We start from the raw sequence: 23,599 nt of genomic DNA on the forward strand, positions 1-23,599 counted from the left end.
ATGGAAACTAGCCAAGTCGAAACATTATTACGCGAAGAACTTCAATTAGCTGAAGTACATGTAAAAGCCAATGGTAGTCATTATGAAGTTGTTGCAGTAGGTGAATGCTTTGACGGTTTAAGCCGAGTTAAAAAGCAGCAGCTAGTTTATGGCCCATTAATGAATACAATTTCAGATGGCACAATTCACGCAGTATCTATTCGTGCATTTACTCCTGTAGAGTGGAAGCGTGAACAAAAATTTATTTTACCGCAATAAATAGGGCCTCTTAATGGATCAATTTGTAATTCAAGGTGGTACTTCACTTGCTGGTGAAGTGACTATTTCTGGCGCTAAAAATGCCGCACTTCCTATTTTGTTTGCTTCATTATTAGCTGATGGAAAAAGTACATTTACTAATGTACCGCGCCTTCGCGATATAGTGACCACAGAAGCCTTATTAAAAACTCTAGGCGCTGATGTTAATTGGCACGGCGATACGCTAGTGATTGACGGCGCAACGGTTAATAAAACATTAGCGCCATACGACTTAGTTAAGCAAATGCGTGCCTCTGTACTTGCATTAGGCCCTTTAGTTGCACGTTTTGGTGAAGCTCAAGTGTCTTTACCTGGTGGGTGTGCTATTGGTGCTCGCCCTGTTGATATACATATTCAAGGTTTGGAGCGCATGGGCGCACAAATAAACGTTGAAAATGGTTATATTAATGCCAAGGTAAACGGTCGCTTAAAAGGCGCTGAAATCTTTATGGAAATGGTAAGCGTAGGCGCTACCGAAAACCTATTGATGGCAGCTGCCCTCGCTGATGGTAAAACCATACTTGATAATGCTGCACGTGAGCCCGAAATAATTGATTTAGCTAACTGCTTAATTGCTATGGGCGCTAAAATTACGGGTGCAGGCACTAGCCGCATTGAAGTTGAAGGCGTTGAGCGTTTAGCAGGATGTGAGCACAGCATTTTACCCGATAGAATAGAAACAGGTACATTTTTAGTCGCTGCAGCAATGGCAGGCGGTGAAGTACTTTGTAAAAACACTGACTTTCATTCTCTTGAGCCTGTGATTGAAAAGCTACGTGCAACAAATGCACACTTAGAAGTACATAACGACAGTATTTATCTTGATATGCGCGGCCGAGAACTGAGAGCCGTAAATATTAAAACAGCTCCACACCCAGGTTTCCCTACGGATATGCAAGCTCAGTTTACAGCATTAAATGTAGTAGCGAATGGTAGTGCGACTATTACAGAAACGATTTTTGAAAACCGTTTTATGCATGTACCTGAGTTGCAGCGTATGGGCGCTAATATTCGTTTAGAAGGGCATACCGCAATTTGTGGTGAGACTGAGAGCCTAACGGGCGCGCAAGTGATGGCAACCGACCTACGCGCTTCAGCTAGCTTAATCTTAACGGGTATAGTGGCACAGGGTGAAACGGTTGTTGACCGTATTTATCACGTTGATAGAGGCTATCAGCGCATTGAAGATAAGCTAAGTGCGTTGGGTGCAAATATTAAACGTCGAAGTAGTTAAGTAGATATTTAACTAGCTAAGCTATTTTAAAAAGGTCGGATACGCAAATTGCTATCCGACCTTTTTATTGACGATTTATGAAAGTTGGTATTATTTTTTATTAAAGCTTTGTTTCAAGCTCAGCTACCACCACCATGATTTTTTCTATTTTACCATTCCGGTAAAGCTCAAATTCTATTTCTTTACCTGGTTCTGTATTACCTATTTCTTCCAGCACTTTTTGTGGATTTGCTACCGAAAGCCCTGCAATTTTAATAACAATATCTTGCTCTTCAATACCCGCTTGCCATGCTGGTCCCAAAGGGTCTAAATTAGTAATACGCATGCCAGTAACTGGGGTTAGGCTGTCGTTTACTTCCTTGCCGGTACTATCTACTGCTGTGCCTTCAAAGCCTAAATAGCCGCGCACAACACGACCATGACGAATGAGCTTACCCATTACTTTTTTAGCAAGTGAGTAAGGAACCGCAAAGAATATTCCTTGAATATTCAAGTTCTCACGCGTTTTAAACTGCGCAGAAGTAATGCCGACTAAATCACCATTGGAGTTAACTAATGCGCCGCCAGAGTTGCCCACATTAATAGCCGCATCCATTTGCAATAAGTTATTGTACGGACTGTCTGTAATTTTTTGCTTACCCGTTGCGCTAATAATGCCTTGCGTGATTGTTTGGCCTAAATTAAGCGGGTTACCTATGGCAAGTACAACATCGCCTACACTGGATACATAGCTATCATTTACAGGAATTACCGGGAGGTGATCTGCGTTTATTTTAAGTAAGGCTAGATCAGTAATAGTATCAAAACCAATTAGCTGTACATCAAAAAAGCGTCTGCCATCGGTTAGAATAACCATAATTTGATCTGCATTATTAACAACATGGTAGTTGGTAAGAATATAACCGTCTTGCGACATGATGACGCCAGAGCCTAGCTCTTGTACCGTGTTTTTTCTTTTATAACGAGGTTCTTTGGAAATACTTTCTGAAAAAATAGTAACCACAGAAGGCGCTGCTCGTTTAACTGCATCAGAAAAACTCAAGTGACTCGAACTCATTGCGCTTGGTAGGGGAACATTTGGCAGTAAGGCCGCTCGCATATTAGGGCTGAAAAAAACCACTAAAAAAGCAATACTTAGGCCTGCAAATAAAGGGGGAAGAATAAATTTTATTAGTTTCAGCACGATTTTCTTATTATGTAAGTGAGCAATCTCTTTATGATGACATAAAAAAAATAACAGCGGCAAGTGCCACTGTTATTTTTATTACATTAATAGTGCTATTTATTACTGAATTAAAATAAATATAGACTCACGACCACGTTGCACGCCAAGTACTATATTACCTTTTGTACTGTCGATGATTTTATTCATGTCGCGAATCGTTTCAACTCGTTGACGATTCACTTGCATAATAATATCGCCTTCTTCAAGGCCAACACGGGCAGACGGTGAGCGAGGATCTACAGAAGTAACCTCAACACCTTTATTACTGTTTTTTTGTACATTTTCAAGTGTCGCGCCTTGGAATGCAGGATGCAGCTCTTCACCGGTCGCTGTAACACCTGATGCACCATCAAGAGTTACTTTCACTGTTTTAATTTTACCATCGCGGTAAATGCCTAGTTTTATCTCACGGCCTTCACCTAGCGTAGCAATTTTGCTGCGTAGTTCATGGAAGCCGCTAATGTCGCCACCGTTTATGCTAACAATAACGTCACCAGCTTCAATTCCAGCCTTACTGGCGGCAGTGTCGTCCATTACTTGCATTACATAAGCACCTTGTTTGACATCAAGTTGCTGTGCTTTTGCAAGTCCAGCATCAAGTGGACGACCAGAAATGCCTAACGAGCCTCGACGTACTTCACCATGTTCAATAATTTGATCGACTAGATTTTTCATCATATTAGATGGAATCGCAAAACCAATACCCACGTTGCCGCCAGAAGCACCTAAAATAGCGGTATTAATACCAATCAACTCACCATTGAGGTTAACTAAGGCACCGCCAGAATTACCCTGGTTAATAGCTGCGTCGGTTTGAATGAAATCTTCGTAGCCCTCAATGTTTAAACCACTTCGACCAAGGGCACTAACAATACCTGATGTAACTGTGTGGCTAAGGCCAAATGGGTTACCAATAGCAACCGCAAAGTCGCCCACTCGTAAATTATCTGAGTTAGCGAGTTTGATTTCGGTTAAGTCATCAGCGTCTATTTGTAAAAGAGCGATGTCTGATTCTGTGTCAGTACCAATTTTAGTTGCTTCAAATTCACGGCCATCTTCGAGAGTAACTACCATTTTTTCGGCGTCTTGGATTACGTGGTTATTAGTCACTACATAGCCCTCATCAGCATCAATAATGACCCCAGAACCTAATCCACTAAATTGGCGTTTTTGACTGCGAGGCTGTTGCTGTCCAAAAAAATATTCGAGAGGATCTGCGCGGCGGCGTACTTCTTTAGAGCCTGAAACTTGGATACTTACAACACCAGGAGATATTTTCTCTAGCATGGGGGCAAGAGTGGGTAGTTGTTGACCATTTACTGCAATTGGCATTTTTGCATAAGACGCTACAGGGCTCATTAATAAGCTTGTAGATAAAATAGCTGCGCTGATAAGTGATAATTTCATTTTCATAGTCAGGGGTAACTCCACTTAAGATAAAGCAAAAACAAAAAGGGCTACTTTAAAAGCAGCCCTTTTTGGTTTATTAAGATAAAACAACAAAGCTGTTATATCTAAAGACTATGGGGTCTAAAAAAAGTTCATCAAGATACTTTAGAATGTTCTGAAACTTTATTTTGACCAGCAAATAAACCAGATTCACCCGATACATAATCAGCTGGTTGCGCTGCGGCTGAAGAACGATCTGAACGACGTTCTTTTAAAGACGCTTGTAGTTGTTCTGTTGTTTCTTTAGAAAAATAAGGTTCTGCTGGTGCTTTATTTCTATCTTCTAGAAGAAGTTGGTTTGTTTCTTCAACGTGACTAAGCAGTTGATCATAGTTTTCTTTCATTTTATTTACGAGCTTGCCAGTATTCGCTAAATGATCAGCTACATCTTGACGATACTGCTCTAACGCATTTTCAGCTTGCTCTGCCTGCTCTTTTAATTCATCTTGTTTGAATTGTTTTTTAGTAACAAATGCGCCAATAAAAAATGCTACAACAGCAGCAATAACAATTAAACCTACCCACATAACTGTGCCCATAAAAACTACCCCTTTGGGAAAATAACTAACGAATGCCGATTCAATTATAAATCATACTAAGTGTAATATACCCCGAGTTATGATGCGTGTTAATATGCTTTGCAAATTAAACTGTGTTTTAACTGTAAATAGATATGACTCCTTGGCAAACATACCAACAAGACTTAAAGCGAGATGACTTTGTACACGACGCAGCACAAGAAAATGCTGTGCGCCATTTACAACGTCTATACGATGACCTAACTCAGGCAAAGCCAAAACAAAAAGGTTTTTTTGCTAAGTTATTTAGTAAAAATGAACCTGCGCCTATAAAAGGTTTGTACTTTTGGGGTGGAGTAGGGCGTGGTAAAACTTATTTAGTTGACACTTTTTACGAATCACTACCGGGCACACGTAAAATGCGCGTGCACTTTCATCGATTTATGCACCGAGTGCATAATGAGCTTAAAAAACTAAACAATACGGCTAATCCATTAGAAAAAATAGCTGACACTTTCAAAGCTGAAACAGACATAATTTGTTTTGATGAGTTTTTTGTTCAAGACATTACCGATGCTATGTTGCTAGGTGGCTTAATGGAAGCGCTATTTGCACGGGGTATAGTACTTGTTGCTACATCTAATATAGTGCCTGATGAGCTTTACAGAAATGGCTTGCAGCGTGCCCGCTTTGTCCCTGCTATAGAACTGGTTAAGCTCAATACAGAAATAGTTAATGTAGACTCAGGTATTGATTACCGGTTACGCACTTTAGAGCAAGCCGAAATTTTTCATAGTCCGTTAGATAAAGAAGCGGATAAAAACTTATTTGAATACTTCGATAAGCTATCGTCAGAGCCTGGACAATTAGATGAGCCGATAGAGATAGAAGGTCGTTTAATCAAAACGCGAAAAGTAGCTAAATGCGTGGTGATGTTTGAGTTTAGTGAATTATGCGAAACAGCGCGTAGTCAGGTTGATTACATGGAGATTAGTCGCTTATATAATACGGTGATTATTTCTAACGTAAAACAGCTTGGGCAAACTAATGATGATGCCGCTAGACGCTTTATTGCTTTAGTAGATGAATTTTACGAGCGCCATGTAACTTTAATTATATCGGCTGAAAAACCTATTACCGAACTTTATACCCAAGGTAATTTAAACTTTGAATTTAAGCGCTGTATAAGCCGTTTGCAAGAAATGCAGTCTCTAGAGTATTTAGCTAGAGAGCATTTGGTTTAAATTAGTAGGTAAAAGTGTAATAGGTTAGCCATTAAAAATAAGAGGTGCATATATAGTACTTCTTATTTCTAAAATTTCTTGTGGAAAAAACAACCGGCGAGTAGCAATGTGTTTTAAGTGCTGGTATACTCCCGCGTCTGCCACGTTGCGTTCTATGCCCTCATATAGTCTAGCCACTTGTGAGCGGCGCAAAAGTCTAAAACTCGAAGGGGTTATAGCAAACTTAGAGCAGTAGTTAATATTAACTACTTGTGGTTTTAATTGAAAAACATTGGATTTTTATAAATGAAAACGTTTGTTGCTAAACCAGAAACAGTAAAACGTGACTGGTACGTAGTTGACGCTGAAGGTAAAACTTTAGGTCGCATCGCTACTGAAATCGCTCATCGCCTACGCGGTAAGCATAAAGTTGAATATACACCGCACGTAGATACTGGTGATTATATCATCGTTATCAACGCTGAAAAAGTTACTGTAACTGGTAACAAATTCAAAAACAAAGTGTACTATTCACACTCTGGTTTTCCAGGTGGTCTTAAGTCTACTACTTTTGATAAACTTCAAGCTGCAAAGCCTGAAATGATCATCGAGAAGGCTGTTAAGGGCATGTTGCCACGTGGTCCTTTAGGCCGCGCTATGTACCGTAAACTTAAAGTTTACACAGGTACTGAGCACAACCATGCTGCACAACAGCCTCAGGTTCTAGACATTTAAGGAGCACCATCATGGCAAATCAATACTACGGTACAGGTCGTCGTAAAAGTTCAAGTGCTCGCGTATTCTTACGCCCAGGCACTGGTAACATCGTAATCAACAAACGCTCTCTAGAAGAGTATTTTGGTCGCGAAACAGCACGCATGGTTGTTCATCAAGCTCTTGAGCTAGTTGATATGACTGAAAAATTTGACCTTTACATCACCGTTTCTGGTGGTGGTACAACTGGTCAAGCTGGTGCTATCCGTCATGGTATCACTCGTGCACTTATGGAGTTTGACGAATCATTACGTTCACAACTTCGTAAAGCAGGTTTTGTTACACGTGATGCACGTAAAGTTGAACGTAAGAAAGTGGGTCTTAAGAAAGCGCGTAAGCGTCCACAGTTCTCAAAACGTTAATCTATACGTTATCAAGAATTCAAAAACCCAGCTTATGCTGGGTTTTTTGTTTTCAAATCAAAATGTTTACATTTGCAACTTAATATAAAGTTATTTATATCGACGGTGATACTGGGTGATTGCAGTAATTAATGATGATCAAATTGATTAATAACTGCGTATTAATCAAACGAAAGTTAAAAAACACTCAGATAGCTGCAAAAAAGTTAAATAATTATCGTAATTAGTTTAAATCCATCAGTTAATTGGTGGAATTTTTTGCTACAATTGGCATTGAAGTAAAATGAGTGAGTTTAACCGCACTATGTACAGTTTTTACTGTTTCCTCTTAGTGGTGTTGATCTTGGTCAGTATATTGTTTTTACAGAAGCGTTATTATAGTCGTTCGGCTTTATTCTCGAACCTACTTAATCAAATTTTGATCAAGTTAGTTTTATTCGAGCATAGGGCTTTGAATAACCTTGTTTTAATCAAGGGTTTTAATTATGATCGCTTCTATTTTAAAAATTCGAATAATTAACCTGCTGTAACTGATGTTCTCAATATAGCAAGTGTTGAGAATCATAGTGGAGATAAGTGGATGAGCAATGCGCCTGTAGACAATGGCCGACGTCGCTTTTTAACCATAGCTACCTCTGTTGTAGGTGGTGTTGGTGCGGCTGGGGCTGCTGTTCCTTTTATTGCGTCTTGGAATCCAAGTGAGCGAGCTAAATCTGCGGGTGCGCCTGTAGAAGTAGATATCAGCAAACTTGAACCGGGACAATTAATACGTGTCGAGTGGCGTGGTAAACCTGTATGGGTTGTATCACGGACCCCAAAAATGCTTGAGCAAATGAAAGAACATGAAGGTCAACTTCGTGATCCGCATTCGCAAGAGCCACAACAATTAGAATCATCAACAAATGATTACCGTTCATTACGTCCAGAAATCTTTCTGGCTGTAGGTATTTGTACGCATTTAGGGTGTTCACCTGGCTTTTTCCAAGGTAACTTTAGTGAGAAAGTTGAAGGAACCGATGATGGCTTCTATTGCCCATGTCATGGTTCTAAATTTGATATGGCTGGCCGTGTATTTCAATCGGTACCTGCTCCATTAAACTTAGAGATACCACCTTATACTTTTCTTGATGAGACCACTATTTTAGTGGGCGAAGAAAAAGGGGCAGCCTAATGTTTGGTAAGATTATTGGTTGGATAGACGACCGTATCCCAATGACACGTGTTTGGAACATGCATATTGCACAGTATCCAGCACCTAAAAACTTTAACTTCTGGTACTTTTTTGGCTCATTAGCCATGTTGGTACTAGTAAACCAAATCCTAACGGGTATTTGGTTAACGATGAACTTTGTTCCGTCTTCTGAAGGTGCATTCGCTTCAGTAGAATACATCATGCGTGATGTAGAATATGGCTGGTTATTACGTTACTTGCACTCAACCGGTGCATCAGCGTTTTTCATCGTTGTATATATGCATATGTTCCGTGGCATGATCTACGGTTCTTATCAAAAACCACGTGAGTTACTGTGGTTATTTGGTATGTTTATTTTCTTAGCGCTAATGGCTGAAGCATTCATGGGGTATTTATTACCATGGGGGCAAATGTCGTTCTGGGGTGCACAGGTAATCATCTCCTTATTCGGGGCTATTCCGGTTATTGGTGATGACTTAACACTTTGGATCCGTGGTGACTATGTAATATCAGGTGCAACGCTTAACCGCTTCTTTGCATTACATGTAATTGCACTACCACTGGTTATTGTAATCTTAGTTTTCTTACACATTGTTGCTCTACACGAAGTGGGTTCAAATAACCCTGAAGGTATTGAGATTAAACGTAAGAAAGGCTCAGTAGCTGAAGAAGATAAGCCTAAATTTAAATTTCATGAGTATTACACCGACAAGAAAGATATTGTTGATGCGATACCGTTCCACCCTTACTACACAGTTAAAGATATTGTGGGTGTGGTTGGTTTCTTAATATTGTTCTGTTGGGTTGTGTTCTTTATGCCAGCGATGAATGGCTTCTTTTTAGAAGGTCCAAACTTCGAGGCAGCTAACCCACTTAAAACACCTGAGCATATTTTCCCGGTTTGGTACTTTACGCCATTCTATGCAATCTTACGTGCAATCCCTGATAAGTTAATCGGTGTTGCGGCGATGGGTGCATCGATTGTGGTACTTGCGTTACTACCTTGGGTAGACCGTGGTAGAGTTAAATCGGTTCGTTACCGTTGTGGTTTCCATAAATGGAACATTGCAGGTTTTGTTGTAACTTTCGTTCTTCTAGGTTGGGTGGGTGCAACTCCACAAACTGATATGAAAACGATTATTTCTCAAATCTGTACTGTGACTTACTTTATGTTCTTCGTACTGTTGTTTGTATACAGTAAGAACGAAAAAACTAAGCCATTGCCAGAGAGGTTAACGAAATGATGAAGAAGCTTATTATTGGTTTATTTGCTTTATCAGTAAACTTGTTGCCGAACATGGTTATGGCAGCGGGTCCATCGGTTCCTTTAATGGAAGCGAACAACGACCTTACTGATCAACCATCTTTACAACGCGGTGCAAAGTTGTTCATGAACTACTGTCTTGGTTGTCACCAAATGCAGTATCAACGTTATGAACGTACTTTTCGCGATATCGGTATCCCAACAGAGGTTGGTTTAGAGCAGTTGATTTTTGACGGCTCTAAAGTAGGTAGTCATATTACTAACGCGATTACAAAAGACGATGCAGCAAAATGGTTTGGTGCGGCTCCGCCGGATTTAACTCTAATTGCTCGTGTAAAATCACCAGATTATATTTACACGTACTTAAAATCGTTTTATAAAGATGAATCTCGCCCGTTTGGGGTTAACAACATTGTTTTCCCATCGGTAGGTATGCCTCACGTTCTTCAAGAACTACAAGGTTTACCAACACCTATCACTAAGGAAGTACAAGAGCATGGTCACACTGTGACTAAAGTTATTGCTACCGAAACAGATGGTACGGGCGAATTAAGCATAGATGAATACGACCAAGCGGCTCGTGATTTAACAAACTTCCTTGAGTACGTGGGTGAACCTTCACGTCTTGAATCAGAAGCGCTAGGTATTAAGGTAATAGGATTTTTAATTATCCTGTTTATCTTGGCATTTATGCTTAAGAAAGAATACTGGAGAGATGTTCATTAGGTTGAACATTTTTAAAGGTAATTTTGCAATAGGGGCTTAAGCCCCTTTTGCTGTTTTAGTTATTTAATGGAGGTATAGGCATGGCCGTAGCTGCCAATAAGCGCCCTGTAATGACCCTTTTTTCTGGTGCTAACTGTATGTATAGCCACCAAGTACGTATTGTACTTGCGGAAAAAGGTGTAAGTGTAGATATTCATTTGGCTGAAAAAGATAACTTGCCAGAAGCACTTCACGAAATTAACCCTTACGGTACAGTGCCAACACTGATTGACCGTGAGCTTGGTTTATACCAGGCAAACATCATCATGGAATACCTTGATGAGCGTTTTCCTCATCCTCCACTAATGCCTGTTTACCCGGTAATGCGTGGTCGTAGCCGCTTAATGATGCATCGTATTGATACTGATTGGTACAGCCTAGCTGACAAAATCAGTAACAACACGTCAGATGCTGCTCAAGCTCGTAAAGAGCTAACAGAAGCATTGCTTGCTGTAGCACCTATTTTTAGCGAAGCACCTTACTTTATGAGTGAAGAGTTTAGCTTAGTAGACTGTTATTTAGCTCCACTGTTATGGCGTTTACCAGAGTTTGGTATTGAGCTTAATGGTGCAGGGTCTAAAGAGCTTAAAGAGTACATGATCCGTTTATTTGAACGTGAGTCATTCCAAGCCTCTTTAACTGAAGCTGAGCGTGAGATCCGTTTATAATGACGCCTAATCGTCCTTATTTATTACGTGCTTTTTTTGATTGGATAGTCGATAACGAGTGTACACCGCATTTAGTGGTAGACGCTGGATTTGCAAATGTACAAGTGCCAACACAATTTGTTCAAGACGGACAAATTGTTTTAAACATAAGTCCATCAGCGGTCACACAGTTTTCGTTAGACTTAACCCAACTTAGCTTCAGTGCGCGCTTTGGTGGTCAGCCAATGCAAGTGTATGTACCTCTAGGTGCTGTGCTTGCAATATACGCGCGTGAAAATGGCGAAGGAACAGTCTTTACCGCAGATGAGTTTTTAGAGGACGAAGACGATTTTGTGCCAGAGCTTGAAAGTGTTGATTCATCAGCTGAGTTTATTGATGAAACACCACCAGAAAAGCCTGAGAAGAAAAAAGGCTCTCATTTACGCGTTATTAAATAACAAGTAAATGCCAAAAAAAACCGCTGAATAAGCGGTTTTTTTATGTCTGTATTTTGTGTTTACAAGTATTCAAATACTTTAATTACACGCTCTACGCCAGAAACATTGCGGGCAATATTTACAGCTTGAGTTGACTCAGAGTCAGATACTAAGCCCATTAAAAAAACTTCAGCATTTTCTGTCACTACTTTAATGTTATTACTGCTAATGTCTTTTGCTGTTAGTAGCTGGGCTTTTACTTTAGAAGTTAGCCAAGAGTCGTGAGTTTGTGTAGTAATGCCAGTATTTGAGCCAATACGAATTTGGTTATGTATTTTACGAATACCTGAAACGCCCTCAATAGTGCGCTGCGCTTCGTTTCTCATTTCTTCGTTAGCAACTTGGCCAACAAGTAAAACAATACCGTTAACACTTACAGCGCTTATATTGGCAAATTTTTCAAGACGTTCTACTTCGCTAAGTGCAATACTGGCTTTTATTTCAATATTGTTATCGTCAATTTGAGAGCCAATAGTACGGCGGTCGTTCGCTGCAGTTACTGCACTGGCTGTACCTGCAACAACAGCGGCTGCGCAGCCTTGCAGTAATACAACAGTACCTAAAACAATAAGAGAGCGTTTAAACATAATTTTCATCCTGAGGGAAAAGCGTTAAATCAACAAGTTCGCTTAAACAATGTAAGTTAACTAAATGGGATTCGATAATGCGGCTAGGGCGTTTAGATGGCGATCTAATTTCAACATCGTTAGGTCCAAGTAGGCCTACCAACTCGCCACCATCATCACCAACCATAACTATGACCTTCATATCTTTAGTTAGTGCAGCTTCAACGGCAGAAATAACATGTTTTTCGTTACCGTTTATAGCCAGTACAAGCAATAAATCACCTTGTTGGGCAAAAGCGCGGACTTGGCGAGCAAATGTATCGTGATCGTCTACTTGAGTACTTTGCCCAAGATTAACGTTTTCTTGCGATAGAGCAATTGCAGGTAAGCAGGGACGTTCGGTTTCATAATGATTAACCAACACACCCGCCATATGCTGAGCGAGCATGTGGCAATTTGCAGTACCGCAGCAAATGAGTTTATTTCCGTTGATCAGACTTTGTGCAATAGTAAATGCAGCTGACTCAAGAGCACTAGGTAGCACTTCACCAGCAGCGATTTGAACTTGAATGCTTTCTGTAAAAATTTCTTTAATTGTGTCTTGCATAGCCTACCAATAATTTATCTTTGTATTTGCGTTTAAAATACATTTTTAAGCCAATTAATATTAGGAGATGCTTCTCCTGTAATGGCTACATAATCAATTCTTAGAGCTTGGTTAGTTAAATTTTTAGCTGCTAAGTAATGATAAATACTACGTTTTAATCGAGCTTGTTTTTGTGGACTAAGCGCATAGTTGGCACCGCCACGAGCATTATTTTTGCGAAACTTAACCTCAACGAATATAAGGGTATCGCCTTCTTTCATAATGACATCAAGCTCACCAAAGGGGCAGTAATAATTACGTTCTATGGGTGTTAGCCCTTGAGTAACTAAGTATTTTTGCGCTTCAAGCTCATAATACTGGCCTTTTTCGCGACTATTGTGCCACAGCTCTTTAAACCACGACATGCCGCCCCCTTAATTAAGTTTAATTGATAGTTTGTATGTCACCCGCTGATTGCATAAACAATGGTACAGGGCGTTGTGTTTCTAATTGCACAGGCTTAATGCGACGGTTTGTATATTGAGCCCAGTCGAGCGTGCGTTCTATATGGCCGTTGGTATTAACAGATAACTTACCGCTTAAACCACTATATTGATTGCCTGGCATTACGCTTAACTGCCTGATGTCATGTAATATTGATACAGCATCGTACGCCATTGCAAATAAGCGCTGGCTAATATCTACTTGCTCTGGCCATAACGAATCATACTGCTGGCGTAAGTTATGTTGTTTAATTTGCGAATCGAGCATCCACGGCAATTCAGTGAAGTATAGGCCGTCTAAGTCGCCTTTGTCAGTACTGTCAATTTGTTTACTATGACTTTTAGAGCTGGCATAAAGTGGAATACGATCTGCAAATGTACTTACGTTTACATCAAGGTAAGGTTTAATTAAGCGTGTTTCTATTGCATCACCCAAAATATAAATAACGTCTATATCACTACGCGAACGGGTTTCGTTTTCTACTTCCTGTTTAAATAGTGCTTTAATCGTTTTTATGCGCTCTTTTGATTTATCAACTTCTAACAAGCTGGTAATTGTATTAGGCATATCTTTTTTATCGTTATAAAAACCTATTTGCGGCTTGGTTTCGCTATAGCGTTGCCACTGTAAGTTAAAGTAATCAACCAAGCGTTGGCCATTTGCGTTATTTGGTGCAAGCAACATAGGTTTCTGATAGCCCTTAGTTAAAAAGTGTTCTAAGGCTTGTTGTACTTCGTGCTCAGGGTTTAGTGCAAAGTAATAATGCTGAAGCGAAATTCGCTCACCATCAAAGGTGTTTAAATGTAGTACCGGAGTATCAATAAAAGTTTGTGCATTGGCAAGTTTATCAATATTTGCTTTAAGTAGAGGACCAATTACAAAGTCAGGCTTTATTTCTTCAAGTTGTGCTGCAATTTCTTCTGTACTTAAGTTTTCATCAATAAAAATAGTGTCGTTGATATTTTGCGTATCAAGTGCAGCTAATACGCCAGCTTTAAGGGCATCACCTAAACGTTCGTTAGGGCCCGATTGTGGAAATAACACAACTAAGCGCTCTATATTGATAGGAGCAAGTTCAGTAAGCATTTCATCTTGTTCAGGTAATACAGTAAAAGCCGGATGCCCAATATAGCGTCTGCGCCAATTGTTGATCGCTTGATCTAACTCTACGCCACTACTTGCATATACTTGATGATATAACGCTAGGTTAGCCCACCCTTGCTGAATAACCGAACCACGGTTAAAGCGTTCAAGCGCGTAAGAAGAAAGTTGCTTTAAGTTATCCCACAAATTTTGATTAAGTTGAGGGATTTCTATATTATTTTTTGTTGCTGTTTCAGAGGCTCTAAAAAAGTAGGGGGCAGCTTTTTTAGGAAAATTTTGCGATGCGTAAATGCTGGCCGTTAAAAACTGATGCCAAGCAAAATGCTCAGGTTGAGTCAGTTGTCCGTCTAGCGACTGTAAAATAACCAAAGCTTGATCATTTTTATTCTGTTGTTTTTGTGCAAATGCAATATAAAGACGGTTCTGGATTTGATCAACACTTGCGGTTAATTCAAGCTCATTACCAATTATCTCCAATAAAGGCCAGTTTTGCTCACTAATTGCTGCATCACGGGCGCTATACAATAACTGTATTTTATCGGCACCTTGGCGGTTTTGCGCCAATTGATAGATGGATTGCGCACTGGTTGCCTGATTTTGCAGTGCATTAGTGCGGTTACTTACGTTATCGCTGTTTTTAGTTGGTTTTTCGGTTGTGCTACACGCCGATAACCCTGACAATATAATTAATAGACTAACTAGTTTAAGTCGCACAATGATTTCCCAATACGTTAACGCGATTTGCTTATATTACTGACTGACGCAGGAGACCTCAATGTTAAATGAGGAGAATTCACAGAAAATTGGCACTCTTTACATTGTTGCCACCCCAATTGGCAATTATGACGACTTAAGTCACCGTGCCATTGCGACATTATCGCAAGTTGACTTAATAGCTGCTGAAGACACTCGCCATACCGGCAAGCTACTTAGCCACTTTGGTATTAAGGCAAAAACGTTTGCATTACACGACCACAACGAAAAGCAAAAAGCACAACAAATTATTGATCAACTTAATCAAGGTTTAAATATTGCTTTAGTATCTGACGCTGGTACACCGCTAATTAGTGATCCAGGCTACGCTGTTGTAAATCTATGTCGTGAACAAGGCGCTCATGTTACACCTGTTCCAGGTGCATGTGCTGCAATTACAGCCGTGTGTTGTTCAGGCTTACCAACCGACCGCTTTCAGTTTATTGGTTTTACGCCAGCTAAAAGTAAAGCTCGCCAAGACTTTTTTACCGAAGCTGTTAACTCAGGTATTACCAGCATAATGTACGAAAGTACGCACCGTATTATGGCAAGCCTTGATGATTTAGCACTAGCCCTTGGTGATGAGCAGCAAGTTGTGTTTGCTAAAGAGCTAACCAAAACCTTTGAAACATTTTTTAATGGTAGTGTAAGTGAGCTTAAACAGTTTTTAACTGATGATCCTACCAAGCAGCGCGGCGAAATAGTGCTTATGCTTCCGGGCAAACCAAAGCAAATAGACGATGTTCCGCCTGAAGCGCGCAAAATGCTGGCACTTCTTGAAAGCGAAATGCCAATGAAAAAAGCCTGTGGCGTTGTTGCTGAATACTTTGGAATGAAGAAAAACGCTTTATACAAAACAATTATTGAAGAAAAAGAGTAAATTTTACTGCGCTTGGTATTAGCCTCATGTATACTGCGCGCCGAGTCAGCCAAGATGATCGCTGCCTGTGACTAAAATGATCAGGGGGAGGAAAGTCCGGGCTCCATAGGGCAGAGTGCCAGCTAACGGCTGGGGGGCGTGAGCCCACGACAAGTGCAGCAGAGAGGAGACCGCCAATCTCGATTGGTAAGGGTGAAAGGGTGCGGTAAGAGCGCACCGGGCCGCTAGTAATAGTCGGTTGCAAGGTAAACTCCACTCGGAGCAAGACCAAATAGGGTTCCTTATGGCGTGGCCCACGTTGGAACCGGGTAGGTTGCTTGAGCCATAGAGCGATTTATGGCCTAGACGAATGATTATCACTTTCTTCGGAAAGGACAAAACCCGGCTTATAGGCTGACTCACTCATTCAATAAAAAGCCCGCAGTTAACGCTGCGGGCTTTTTTGTGTTTAAATTTTAGTTAATAAAATTTAAGTATTATTAAATAATATTTTTCCCTTGTTCTGGATCGCGAGATTGCTCTGCTTGTTCACGTATTTCGTCGGTATCACTGCTTACATCATCAAGCGTTTTAGTTTGATCAACAGTTTCATTCTTTTCGTTTTGTATTTGCGATGGTTGTTTTTCCTCTAAACTAGAAGCATTTTCATTAGGGTCGGTGAGTATAATTCTCTCTCGTGCGTCATCAGGCATGCTGATGTTTTGTTTTGTGAACTCATTGACTAATTCGCGCATAAGCTGGGAGGCTACTTTTAATGGACTGTGCTGCTCGCTATTAACCCAAAAATACAAAATGAAGTTAATAGTAGATGAGCCTAAGTTTTTTATTAAAACCTGCGCGGGTGGGTCGCTAAGTACTGCATTTTGTTGATTGGCAATATCGAGGGCGAGGGTTTGTGCGCTGCGGATATCGTTATCGTAGCCAATACCAATTTCTACTTTGCCGCGCATTTTTGGATTGGCAGTCAGGTTTTTAATGGTATTTTTATATACAGTCGCATTGGGTATTTGAATATGATTGCCATCGTAATCAACAAGCGTGGTTGCTCTTGCGGTTACTTTTTTAACAATACCTAATCGGCCATCCACTTCAATTACATCGTCAATTTTAAAAGGTCTTTGTACGCTCAGTAATAAACTAGCAATAAAGTTCTCTGCTATGTCTCTAAAAGCAAAGCCGAGTATTAAACCTATTAACCCAGTCCCACTCATAATAGCAACAGCAAACTGAGTAAGCCCTGCTAAACGTAAAAATAAATATACCCCAAATAAAATTATTAGGGTGCTTATGCTGCGCCTTATGACTAAGTGAACAAGCTTGCTGTCAGTCATATAGTCAATGGGTTTGATTAGTAATCTAGAAAGTGGTCCTGAAATTAAGTAACTGAGTACTAAAAGCATTATGCCGAGTAAAAGAGTGGGTAATATTTGCGCTGTTACGTGAAGTAATTGCACGCCTTGCTCATAAAAGAAATTCCACGAAAGTGTATCAACTTTGATCACGTCAGTTATTGGTGTTGTATTATTTAGCGCTACACTGCTTTTTAGGGTACCGAGCATGGCTTATCTTCCGTGTTAGAGTCATTTATAGATAAATATTAGCAAGTTTGGTACCAAACGCTTATAACTTGGCAAATATTTTGCTGTAGTAACGTAATACAAATATTGAGGTTTAGAATGAAAGAAGCTAAACGAGGACAGCAAGCAGAGCAGCCTGCACATATCCCTTTTATAGGTTGGTGGGATATTGTTAAACGTATTTTTAAGCAAATGAGTGAAGATAACTTATCTATAGTGGCAGCCGGTGTGGCATTTTATGCGTTACTTGCTATTTTTCCAGCCATTGCGGCGATGGTATCAGTGTATGCGTACTTTTCATCCCCAACAGATATTAGTGAGCACTTAAGTAAAATAGTTACTTTGCTTCCACCAAGCACTAGTGAACTGATTTTATCTCAGGTTTCTAGCCTAGCTAAAACATCAAGTGCAAGCTTGAGCTTAAGTGCAATTGGTACACTCATACTTACTATTTGGAGTAGCTCAAAGGGCAGTCAAGCACTTATTACTGCATGTAATATTAGTTATCGTGAGTATGAAAAACGCTCATTTTTTCAGGCTCAACTAGTGCGTTTTTTATTTTCGGTAGGAGCGATTATAGTCGCAATTTTTGCGCTATTAATTATTGGTATTTTACCTATTGTACTTAATTTAGTGGGACTAAAAGAAAGTATAGATTTATTAATTAAACTCATTTCTTGGCCATTATTGGCTTTTACCTTTAATTTTGCATTGGTACTTTTATATCGTTATGCCCCACATCGTAAACCTGCTAAATGGCGTTGGATCACAATGGGGTCGTCTATTGCTACCGTGCTGTGGATTTTGGCATCTATAGGTTTTTCTTTTTATGTGTCGCGTTTTTCTAGTTATAACGAAACGTATGGCTCACTAGGTGGTGTAGTGATCATGTTGATGTGGTTGTATATCAGCGCTTATATAATCACATTAGGTGCTGTTATTAATGCAGCTACTGAGCAGCAAACAGGTAAAGATAGCACTGTAGGGCCGGCTAAAGAGCGTGGGCAGCGAGGCGCCTATGTAGCAGATCACCTCGATGTAAAAAATGAATAGCTATTAATTAGTTAAATTAGTAAGTGCAGTAATTTGCTCTTTAAATTCTTGTGCTGCAGGACCAAGCCTGTCGTTGTCGTTGCACATTAAATATAAATTAAGAGTACGAGTAGTCCCTTGATCTAAATTAAGTGCAATGAGGGTTTGATCTTCAATTAAGTGTGCAATTTGTGTTTTTGGCAGCCAAGCGTAACCTAAATTTTGACTAACCATATCAATGGAGTTGCGTAAGTGGCTTACTGTCCAGCGCATATCTGCACCTAGCCAGCCTTCATTGTGACTGGTGTAGGTTGCTGAATCGCGCACTACTATTTGTCTATGTAGCTTTAAATCACGAAAGTTGAGTTGTTCAGTATGTTGTTGTAATACATGGTCTTTATGCGCAACCGCTATAAATTCTATATCGCATAACGTACTGCAACTAATTCCATAGATAGGAATTGACGAAATGGCTAAATCAACCACTGAGTTATGTAATAATTCGTTTGCACCGGTTAGCACGCTTTCTACTAAATCAATTTTTAAAAGAGGGTAAAGCTCACTCGTTTTAGCAAGTGCTTGATATAAAATAGCGTGTGGAAAAACCTCATCAACAGCTATTTTTAATGTGCTTTCCACGCCTTCGCTTAGTGTACTTGCTACCGATTCTATTTTAGTCGCTTCTTCAATTAAAAACTCGGCTCTGCGTAAAATCAGCTTACCGCTATCGGTTAAAAATGCTTTACGGCCTTTTACTTCAAGCAACTTAATTTGCAAGGCGGCTTCAAGTTTTTGCACAGCATGGTGTACGGTTGACTGACTTTTATGTACAGCTGCGCTTGCGCCTGCAAACCCGCCATGATCCACAACCGCTTTAAACATTCGCCATTGCTCTAATGTTGCTTTTGCCATTTTTAAATCCTGTTACTACTTTATATCTGATTGCTTAACTTGACCGCGCAGACGCATTATTTATTGCGTAACAGTGATTTTTGTCTATTTATTTTAATAAAGCTACTTTTTTATCAGCTAGAAGTGCCATAAAACTGCTTTTATTTAAAGGTCTTGAAAATAAATAACCTTGACCGTAATCGCATCCTGCTTCAAGTAGTAGCTGCATTTGTAATTTAGTTTCAATTCCTTCGGCGATTACTTTTAAGCCCAACTGATGCGCCATAACAATGATGGCTTCACACAATGCAAGTTCTTGGCTGCCTATTTGAATATTATCAACAAAACGTTTATCTATTTTTAAATAGTCGGTGTCCATTTCTTGTAAGTAAGCGAGCGACGAATACCCGGTACCAAAATCATCAAGAGCAAGCTGCATTCCTGATTTTACTATTTCTTTTAGGCGTCTTTGCGTAAGTGCTTCAGGATTAACCATTAAGCCTTCAGTTATTTCTGCGACAATTGACGAAGCAGGTAGTTTTGCTGCTTTTAGCATATCGTACCATTCATCTATGCCACTCTCTGGCGTGGATAATTGCACTGGCGATACATTTACACTTATTTGAAAAGTATCATCGGTTAGTGTTTTTATATCGTTAAGTGTTTGCAAAGCTTGGGCAAATACAAATTGACCAATTGCATTTATTTGCCTGGTTTCTTCAGCAAGTGGGATAAATGCGATAGGGCTAATTAGGCCTTTTTCGGGATGTTGCCAACGAATAAGCGCTTCAGCTTTATGAATATGTAAATCATTTAAAGCAACTATGGGCTGATAAAATAACTCAAACTGTTCAAGTTCTATGGCACTTCGTAAGTCTTTTAATAGCACCATGCGCGCGTGTGCATATTCGCGCATGTCAGCAGAGAAAAACTCAAAACAGTTGCGACCATTACTTTTTGCTTTATACATAGCCTGATCGGCTGCCTTTAAAAGCTGTTCAGTATTTTCACCATCATTAGGAGCGCAAGCAATGCCTATGCTTGCACTAATAAATAACTCTTCGTTTTCAAGATGCAAAGCTGACGATAGACTAAGTAAAATATTACTCGCAATTTGATTAATATGGCGCGTACTTTTAATGTGACTAAATACAATAACAAACTCATCTCCCCCAATTCGTGCCACAAACTCAGCGTTTTTTGCCGACTGGACTATACGCTGAGATACGAGTTTTAATAAGTTATCGCCATAGTGATGGCCTAATGTGTCATTAATATCTTTAAAGTGATCAATATCTAAAAGCATGACAACCAATTGATTATCTGGAGTAACAACATTTGAAAATCGTTGATTTAATCGCTCCTTTAATTCTAAACGATTTGGTAAGTCAGTTAGGTGATCAAAATGAGCTTGTCGCCAAATGGTTTCATCAGCTTGTTTTTTTTCTGTGAGGTCTGTGAATATCGCGATACGACGAATAGGTGCGTTGTTTGTATCATAAATAGTATCGATTGTGAGCCACTCAGAATAAAGCTGCCCGTTTTTTTTACGGTTAATAACCTCGCCTTGCCAGCGGCCTGTTTGCTGTAATTCAGACCACATTTTATTGTAAAAATTCTTATCATGTTTTCCTGATGAAAGAATTGAAGAGGACCGGCCAATTACTTCTTCTTTACTATATAAAGTCGTTTTGCAAAATGCAGGATTTACATCAAATATGATACCCGTTGGATCGGTGATTGCCATGCCTTCACTACTGTTGTTATACACTAGTGAGGCAAGGTGGAGTGCTTCTTCATTTACTTTTCGTTGTGTTATATCTCGTAGTACAACAACGTATTCATTTTTACTTTGCATTGCGCTAATACGTGCTTCAAAGCTGCGTTTAGGATCTGATTTTTCGAGTGTGAATTCTAAATTACTCGAAACATCAAGTTTAGATAACTGCGATAACAAAAGCTGAACATTGCTGTGTGAAAGTATTGATGATAAATGAGGTACTACAGTGCTGTTAGGATTTACTTGAGGCTTAAACTGTCCTGTTATGTTGAGAATATCGCCATGGATGTTAATTCTAACGTAACTATCGGGCAGAGTATTAAGCAAGCTAGTAAGCTCATCATGCTTGTTTTTTAAATTAGCTTCAGCTGTTAACCGAGTTTGCGCCATTGATTTAAAACGCTGATAGAGAGTATTTAGCTCTGGATTATTGGGTTGTATTTTTTGTGAGGGCATCTCGCCCTTAGCCAATACGTTTGTTGCATTTGTTAGATTATTAATTGGGTCAATAATGCTGGTTTTAAGTAGTTTACGTGCAATTAAAGACAGTATCAGCAGCGATAAAATAAACACACCAATCGCTATAAAAAAATTATTATTTATTTGCTTTAAAGCATGCGTAACAGGAAGTGCGATATGTATATTTAAGCTGTTATTACTCGGATCGCTGTAAATAACAGAGTGGTGAAGCATTCGGGCTTCACCTTCAATAGATTTTATTTTTGTTGATGCCTCATTATTAATCGAAGAATCAGTTGCTAATAAAGTCTGTGCAATATTATCGCCAAGCGCGGCCGTTGTAGGTGGATAACGCGCTAAAATTTTTCCGTTAGAATCAGCAATTGCAGCAATAGAGCCTGGCGGAAGTTCAATGTCATTAAAAGCATTGTTCCACCAGTCAAGCGCAACAACGATAACTACAACGCCCTGAATTACATTTTTTTTATTAATAATAGGTAACGCAAAATTAAGGGTGTTTTTTTGCAGACTTCGGTCGTGCTGAAAATAACCTACCGACAATTGGTTACTTTTTAAGGCGTTTTGGAAATACGCCCGATCGGCAATATTAATTGTTTTGGCTAACCCGCTTGTTGTACATATAACAATGCCATTTGGATCTATAATCCCGATATTGGCAACATGTGCGTAAATAGATCTAAATTGATTAAAATAATTAGGGCAGGTCGTTGCTAGATTTTCTTTCTTACTTTCCTCTTTAGCCAAATAACGCGCTAAACGGTCAATATCATCGACTAAGTGCTTTTGCTGTAAAATTAATTGCTTAGCAATATTTTCTACTTTTTTTTCGCTTTGCTCAATAGAGTGATCGCGTTCAAGCAGCAGTGTAAAAATAATTACAGCGGTGCCCGGAATACTTAGCAATATAAGTAAACGATAAAGCTGATGTTTGAGAGAATAAGTAAAAATAACCATTCCTTAGTTTTGTATTTTGCAATAACAATTGTAGCCAAATTCACTCCAAATAACCATAGTAATTATAAGGTTGAAAATGTAACCAATGAATCATTATAGTTCTATTTTTTGGAATGTTAAGGTCGATTTAAAGACATAGTTGTTTTGTTTAATGAATGATTTAATAACCTCATAAACTTATTCTTTAGAGTGAATTAAAAAATGAAAATATCAAAAATACTTACAGCTTATGCAACTCAAGATGGCGATGGTGTGAGCATTAGCCGTATACCTGGGTTTGATGGTAAATATTTAGATCCATTTTTAATGATTGATGAACTTAAGTCAGACGACAAAAAAGATTATATGGGAGGCTTTCCTGAGCATCCGCACCGAGGTATTGAAACGTTTACTTATATTCTGAAAGGTGGCTTTGAACATCGTGACCAAATGGGTAACAGAGAAGCAATTAAAGCAGGCGATGTGCAATGGATGAGTACAGGGCGCGGCGTCATGCACAGTGAAATGCCACTCGCGGATGCTGTAGATGGACTGCATGGCTTTCAAATTTGGATCAACATGCCAAGCGCAGAAAAAATGCGTGATTCACGTTATCAAGATACGACTAAAAACCCAGCTCCGAGTTTTACAAATACGCAAGGTGTGACGTTAAAAGCACTTGCGGGAACGTGGCAGTTCGAAAGTGAAACGCTTACAAGCGCTCTGCAAAGTTTAGCTGCCAATGCGGCGCTCGCTGATATTACATTACCTGCTGGTAAAAGCATTTATTTAGAGCCTCTTAGCCAACAAAAAGTAATGCTTTATATTCATAGCGGCTCACTAATAACGAGCGACAATCAAACAATACCAGCGGGCAAGTTACTTATTTTGGAACCAGGCAGTGACATCAATATTAGATCTGAGCACGGCGCTGGTGTTTTGGTTTTAGCCGGCGATCCCCTTAATCAGCCGATTGCCCATATGGGGCCGTTTGTAATGACGACGCAAGCTGAAGTACAGCAAGCAGTGCGTGATTATCAAAACGGCGAGTTTGGCAAAATTTAAC

Annotated in this window: 23 protein-coding genes and 1 other RNA gene; 14 read left to right on the forward strand and 10 right to left on the reverse strand. The window is 39.6% G+C overall.

The window, feature by feature from the left end; genetic code table 11:
• Together I6E72_RS11055 and murA are read left to right on the forward strand one after the other, a co-directional pair.
• Complete coding sequence (locus tag I6E72_RS11055) at nucleotides 1–258, forward strand: BolA family protein (RefSeq protein ID WP_002957953.1); 258 nt, start codon at nucleotides 1–3, stop codon at nucleotides 256–258.
• 13 nt (nucleotides 259–271) lie between these two features.
• Complete coding sequence (murA, locus tag I6E72_RS11060) at nucleotides 272–1,531, forward strand: UDP-N-acetylglucosamine 1-carboxyvinyltransferase (RefSeq protein ID WP_007580318.1); 1,260 nt, start codon at nucleotides 272–274, stop codon at nucleotides 1,529–1,531.
• A 100-nt stretch (nucleotides 1,532–1,631) separates the two neighbouring features.
• On the opposite strand, the gene I6E72_RS11065 is transcribed toward murA, so the two are convergent.
• From I6E72_RS11065 to I6E72_RS11075, 3 genes are all read right to left on the reverse strand, one after another.
• The gene (locus tag I6E72_RS11065) at nucleotides 1,632–2,714 is read right to left on the reverse strand and encodes a trypsin-like peptidase domain-containing protein (RefSeq protein WP_007580320.1); all 1,083 of its coding nucleotides are present in this window, start codon (nucleotides 2,712–2,714) and stop codon (nucleotides 1,632–1,634) included.
• Nucleotides 2,715–2,816: 102 nt separating this feature from the next.
• Nucleotides 2,817–4,169: a Do family serine endopeptidase gene (locus I6E72_RS11070; protein WP_010554276.1), complete on the reverse strand. Its 1,353-nt coding sequence runs from the start codon at nucleotides 4,167–4,169 to the stop codon at nucleotides 2,817–2,819.
• A gap of 131 nt (nucleotides 4,170–4,300) precedes the next feature.
• Nucleotides 4,301–4,744 (reverse strand): YhcB family protein, encoded by a 444-nt coding sequence (locus tag I6E72_RS11075; RefSeq protein WP_007580324.1) that lies wholly within the window; start codon nucleotides 4,742–4,744, stop codon nucleotides 4,301–4,303.
• A gap of 134 nt (nucleotides 4,745–4,878) precedes the next feature.
• Between I6E72_RS11075 and zapE the strand changes: the two genes are divergently transcribed.
• From zapE to I6E72_RS11115, 8 genes are all read left to right on the forward strand, one after another.
• Entirely contained in the window at nucleotides 4,879–5,967 is a 1,089-nt protein-coding gene (zapE, locus tag I6E72_RS11080; protein WP_197112303.1) for a cell division protein ZapE, read from the forward strand.
• A gap of 285 nt (nucleotides 5,968–6,252) precedes the next feature.
• Entirely contained in the window at nucleotides 6,253–6,681 is a 429-nt protein-coding gene (rplM, locus tag I6E72_RS11085) for a 50S ribosomal protein L13 (protein WP_007378318.1), read from the forward strand.
• Between the two features lie 8 nt (nucleotides 6,682–6,689).
• Nucleotides 6,690–7,082: a 30S ribosomal protein S9 gene (gene rpsI, locus I6E72_RS11090; RefSeq protein WP_024590200.1), complete on the forward strand. Its 393-nt coding sequence runs from the start codon at nucleotides 6,690–6,692 to the stop codon at nucleotides 7,080–7,082.
• A 580-nt stretch (nucleotides 7,083–7,662) separates the two neighbouring features.
• A complete protein-coding gene (petA, locus tag I6E72_RS11095) occupies nucleotides 7,663–8,253 on the forward strand; it encodes a ubiquinol-cytochrome c reductase iron-sulfur subunit (RefSeq protein WP_007580333.1) in 591 nt (196 codons plus the stop codon).
• Nucleotides 8,253–9,518, forward strand: coding sequence for a cytochrome b (locus I6E72_RS11100; protein ID WP_007580335.1), 1,266 nt, complete (start codon nucleotides 8,253–8,255; stop codon nucleotides 9,516–9,518). Before petA ends, I6E72_RS11100 begins: the two co-directional genes overlap by 1 nt.
• Nucleotides 9,515–10,264, forward strand: a complete 750-nt coding sequence (locus I6E72_RS11105; RefSeq protein ID WP_007580337.1) for a cytochrome c1 — start codon at nucleotides 9,515–9,517, stop codon at nucleotides 10,262–10,264. The genes I6E72_RS11100 and I6E72_RS11105 overlap by 4 nt, the downstream gene beginning before the upstream one ends.
• An 80-nt stretch (nucleotides 10,265–10,344) precedes the next feature.
• On the forward strand, nucleotides 10,345–10,971 hold the full coding sequence (gene sspA / locus I6E72_RS11110; protein ID WP_002957965.1) for a stringent starvation protein SspA: 627 nt from the start codon (nucleotides 10,345–10,347) through the stop codon (nucleotides 10,969–10,971).
• Complete coding sequence (locus I6E72_RS11115; protein ID WP_007580339.1) at nucleotides 10,971–11,408, forward strand: ClpXP protease specificity-enhancing factor; 438 nt, start codon at nucleotides 10,971–10,973, stop codon at nucleotides 11,406–11,408. The genes sspA and I6E72_RS11115 overlap by 1 nt, the downstream gene beginning before the upstream one ends.
• A 59-nt stretch (nucleotides 11,409–11,467) precedes the next feature.
• Here the strand turns inward: I6E72_RS11115 and dolP are convergent, their stop codons facing one another.
• Genes dolP through I6E72_RS11135 form a run of 4 tightly spaced genes read right to left on the reverse strand, consistent with a single transcriptional unit; the run spans nucleotide 11,468 to nucleotide 14,921 of the window.
• On the reverse strand, nucleotides 11,468–12,034 hold the full coding sequence (gene dolP / locus I6E72_RS11120) for a division/outer membrane stress-associated lipid-binding lipoprotein (protein ID WP_165721142.1): 567 nt from the start codon (nucleotides 12,032–12,034) through the stop codon (nucleotides 11,468–11,470).
• Entirely contained in the window at nucleotides 12,027–12,620 is a 594-nt protein-coding gene (locus I6E72_RS11125) for an SIS domain-containing protein (protein ID WP_002957968.1), read from the reverse strand. Before I6E72_RS11125 ends, dolP begins: the two co-directional genes overlap by 8 nt.
• 32 nt (nucleotides 12,621–12,652) lie before the next feature.
• Nucleotides 12,653–13,024: a YraN family protein gene (locus I6E72_RS11130; RefSeq protein WP_165721141.1), complete on the reverse strand. Its 372-nt coding sequence runs from the start codon at nucleotides 13,022–13,024 to the stop codon at nucleotides 12,653–12,655.
• Between the two features lie 19 nt (nucleotides 13,025–13,043).
• Nucleotides 13,044–14,921 carry a penicillin-binding protein activator gene (locus I6E72_RS11135; protein ID WP_197112304.1) on the reverse strand — a complete coding sequence of 626 codons (1,878 nt, stop codon included), beginning with the start codon at nucleotides 14,919–14,921 and terminating at the stop codon, nucleotides 13,044–13,046.
• A 61-nt stretch (nucleotides 14,922–14,982) separates the two neighbouring features.
• On the opposite strand from I6E72_RS11135, the gene rsmI reads away from it, so the two are divergent.
• On the forward strand, nucleotides 14,983–15,840 hold the full coding sequence (rsmI, locus tag I6E72_RS11140) for a 16S rRNA (cytidine(1402)-2'-O)-methyltransferase (protein WP_010554279.1): 858 nt from the start codon (nucleotides 14,983–14,985) through the stop codon (nucleotides 15,838–15,840).
• A 41-nt stretch (nucleotides 15,841–15,881) separates the two neighbouring features.
• Nucleotides 15,882–16,245, forward strand: an RNA gene (rnpB, locus tag I6E72_RS11145) — RNase P RNA component class A.
• Between the two features lie 74 nt (nucleotides 16,246–16,319).
• Here rnpB and I6E72_RS11150 read toward each other — a convergent pair.
• Nucleotides 16,320–17,399 (reverse strand): mechanosensitive ion channel family protein, encoded by a 1,080-nt coding sequence (locus I6E72_RS11150; protein WP_197112306.1) that lies wholly within the window; start codon nucleotides 17,397–17,399, stop codon nucleotides 16,320–16,322.
• 117 nt (nucleotides 17,400–17,516) lie between these two features.
• Here I6E72_RS11150 and I6E72_RS11155 point away from each other — a divergent pair, with 117 nt between their 5' ends.
• Nucleotides 17,517–18,470: a YihY/virulence factor BrkB family protein gene (locus tag I6E72_RS11155; protein ID WP_197112308.1), complete on the forward strand. Its 954-nt coding sequence runs from the start codon at nucleotides 17,517–17,519 to the stop codon at nucleotides 18,468–18,470.
• A gap of 3 nt (nucleotides 18,471–18,473) precedes the next feature.
• Here the strand turns inward: I6E72_RS11155 and I6E72_RS11160 are convergent, their stop codons facing one another.
• Complete coding sequence (locus I6E72_RS11160) at nucleotides 18,474–19,361, reverse strand: LysR family transcriptional regulator (protein WP_197112310.1); 888 nt, start codon at nucleotides 19,359–19,361, stop codon at nucleotides 18,474–18,476.
• Nucleotides 19,362–19,449: 88 nt separating this feature from the next.
• Nucleotides 19,450–22,554 (reverse strand): bifunctional diguanylate cyclase/phosphodiesterase, encoded by a 3,105-nt coding sequence (locus tag I6E72_RS11165; RefSeq protein ID WP_197112312.1) that lies wholly within the window; start codon nucleotides 22,552–22,554, stop codon nucleotides 19,450–19,452.
• A 201-nt stretch (nucleotides 22,555–22,755) separates the two neighbouring features.
• Here I6E72_RS11165 and I6E72_RS11170 point away from each other — a divergent pair, with 201 nt between their 5' ends.
• Nucleotides 22,756–23,598, forward strand: coding sequence for a pirin family protein (locus tag I6E72_RS11170; RefSeq protein WP_197112314.1), 843 nt, complete (start codon nucleotides 22,756–22,758; stop codon nucleotides 23,596–23,598).
• Nucleotide 23,599: the final 1 nt, after the last annotated feature.

Origin of the sequence: Pseudoalteromonas sp. NSLLW24 (assembly GCF_015864725.1) — a bacterium.
Classification (GTDB): domain Bacteria; phylum Pseudomonadota; class Gammaproteobacteria; order Enterobacterales; family Alteromonadaceae; genus Pseudoalteromonas; species Pseudoalteromonas arctica.

Excerpts from the sequence above, each read along its gene's own strand:
- I6E72_RS11055 (WP_002957953.1), top strand. The coding sequence starts at position 1 with ATGGAAACTAGCCAAGTCGAAACATTATTACGCGAAGAACTTCAATTA.
- murA (WP_007580318.1), top strand. The coding sequence starts at position 272 with ATGGATCAATTTGTAATTCAAGGTGGTACTTCACTTGCTGGTGAAGTG.
- I6E72_RS11070 (WP_010554276.1), bottom strand. The coding sequence starts at position 4,169 with ATGAAAATGAAATTATCACTTATCAGCGCAGCTATTTTATCTACAAGC.
- I6E72_RS11075 (WP_007580324.1), bottom strand. The coding sequence starts at position 4,744 with ATGGGCACAGTTATGTGGGTAGGTTTAATTGTTATTGCTGCTGTTGTA.
- zapE (WP_197112303.1), top strand. The coding sequence starts at position 4,879 with ATGACTCCTTGGCAAACATACCAACAAGACTTAAAGCGAGATGACTTT.
- rplM (WP_007378318.1), top strand. The coding sequence starts at position 6,253 with ATGAAAACGTTTGTTGCTAAACCAGAAACAGTAAAACGTGACTGGTAC.
- petA (WP_007580333.1), top strand. The coding sequence starts at position 7,663 with ATGAGCAATGCGCCTGTAGACAATGGCCGACGTCGCTTTTTAACCATA.
- I6E72_RS11100 (WP_007580335.1), top strand. The coding sequence starts at position 8,253 with ATGTTTGGTAAGATTATTGGTTGGATAGACGACCGTATCCCAATGACA.
- I6E72_RS11105 (WP_007580337.1), top strand. The coding sequence starts at position 9,515 with ATGATGAAGAAGCTTATTATTGGTTTATTTGCTTTATCAGTAAACTTG.
- sspA (WP_002957965.1), top strand. The coding sequence starts at position 10,345 with ATGGCCGTAGCTGCCAATAAGCGCCCTGTAATGACCCTTTTTTCTGGT.
- I6E72_RS11115 (WP_007580339.1), top strand. The coding sequence starts at position 10,971 with ATGACGCCTAATCGTCCTTATTTATTACGTGCTTTTTTTGATTGGATA.
- dolP (WP_165721142.1), bottom strand. The coding sequence starts at position 12,034 with ATGTTTAAACGCTCTCTTATTGTTTTAGGTACTGTTGTATTACTGCAA.
- I6E72_RS11125 (WP_002957968.1), bottom strand. The coding sequence starts at position 12,620 with ATGCAAGACACAATTAAAGAAATTTTTACAGAAAGCATTCAAGTTCAA.
- I6E72_RS11130 (WP_165721141.1), bottom strand. The coding sequence starts at position 13,024 with ATGTCGTGGTTTAAAGAGCTGTGGCACAATAGTCGCGAAAAAGGCCAG.
- rsmI (WP_010554279.1), top strand. The coding sequence starts at position 14,983 with ATGTTAAATGAGGAGAATTCACAGAAAATTGGCACTCTTTACATTGTT.
- I6E72_RS11150 (WP_197112306.1), bottom strand. The coding sequence starts at position 17,399 with ATGCTCGGTACCCTAAAAAGCAGTGTAGCGCTAAATAATACAACACCA.
- I6E72_RS11155 (WP_197112308.1), top strand. The coding sequence starts at position 17,517 with ATGAAAGAAGCTAAACGAGGACAGCAAGCAGAGCAGCCTGCACATATC.
- I6E72_RS11160 (WP_197112310.1), bottom strand. The coding sequence starts at position 19,361 with ATGGCAAAAGCAACATTAGAGCAATGGCGAATGTTTAAAGCGGTTGTG.
- I6E72_RS11165 (WP_197112312.1), bottom strand. The coding sequence starts at position 22,554 with ATGGTTATTTTTACTTATTCTCTCAAACATCAGCTTTATCGTTTACTT.
- I6E72_RS11170 (WP_197112314.1), top strand. The coding sequence starts at position 22,756 with ATGAAAATATCAAAAATACTTACAGCTTATGCAACTCAAGATGGCGAT.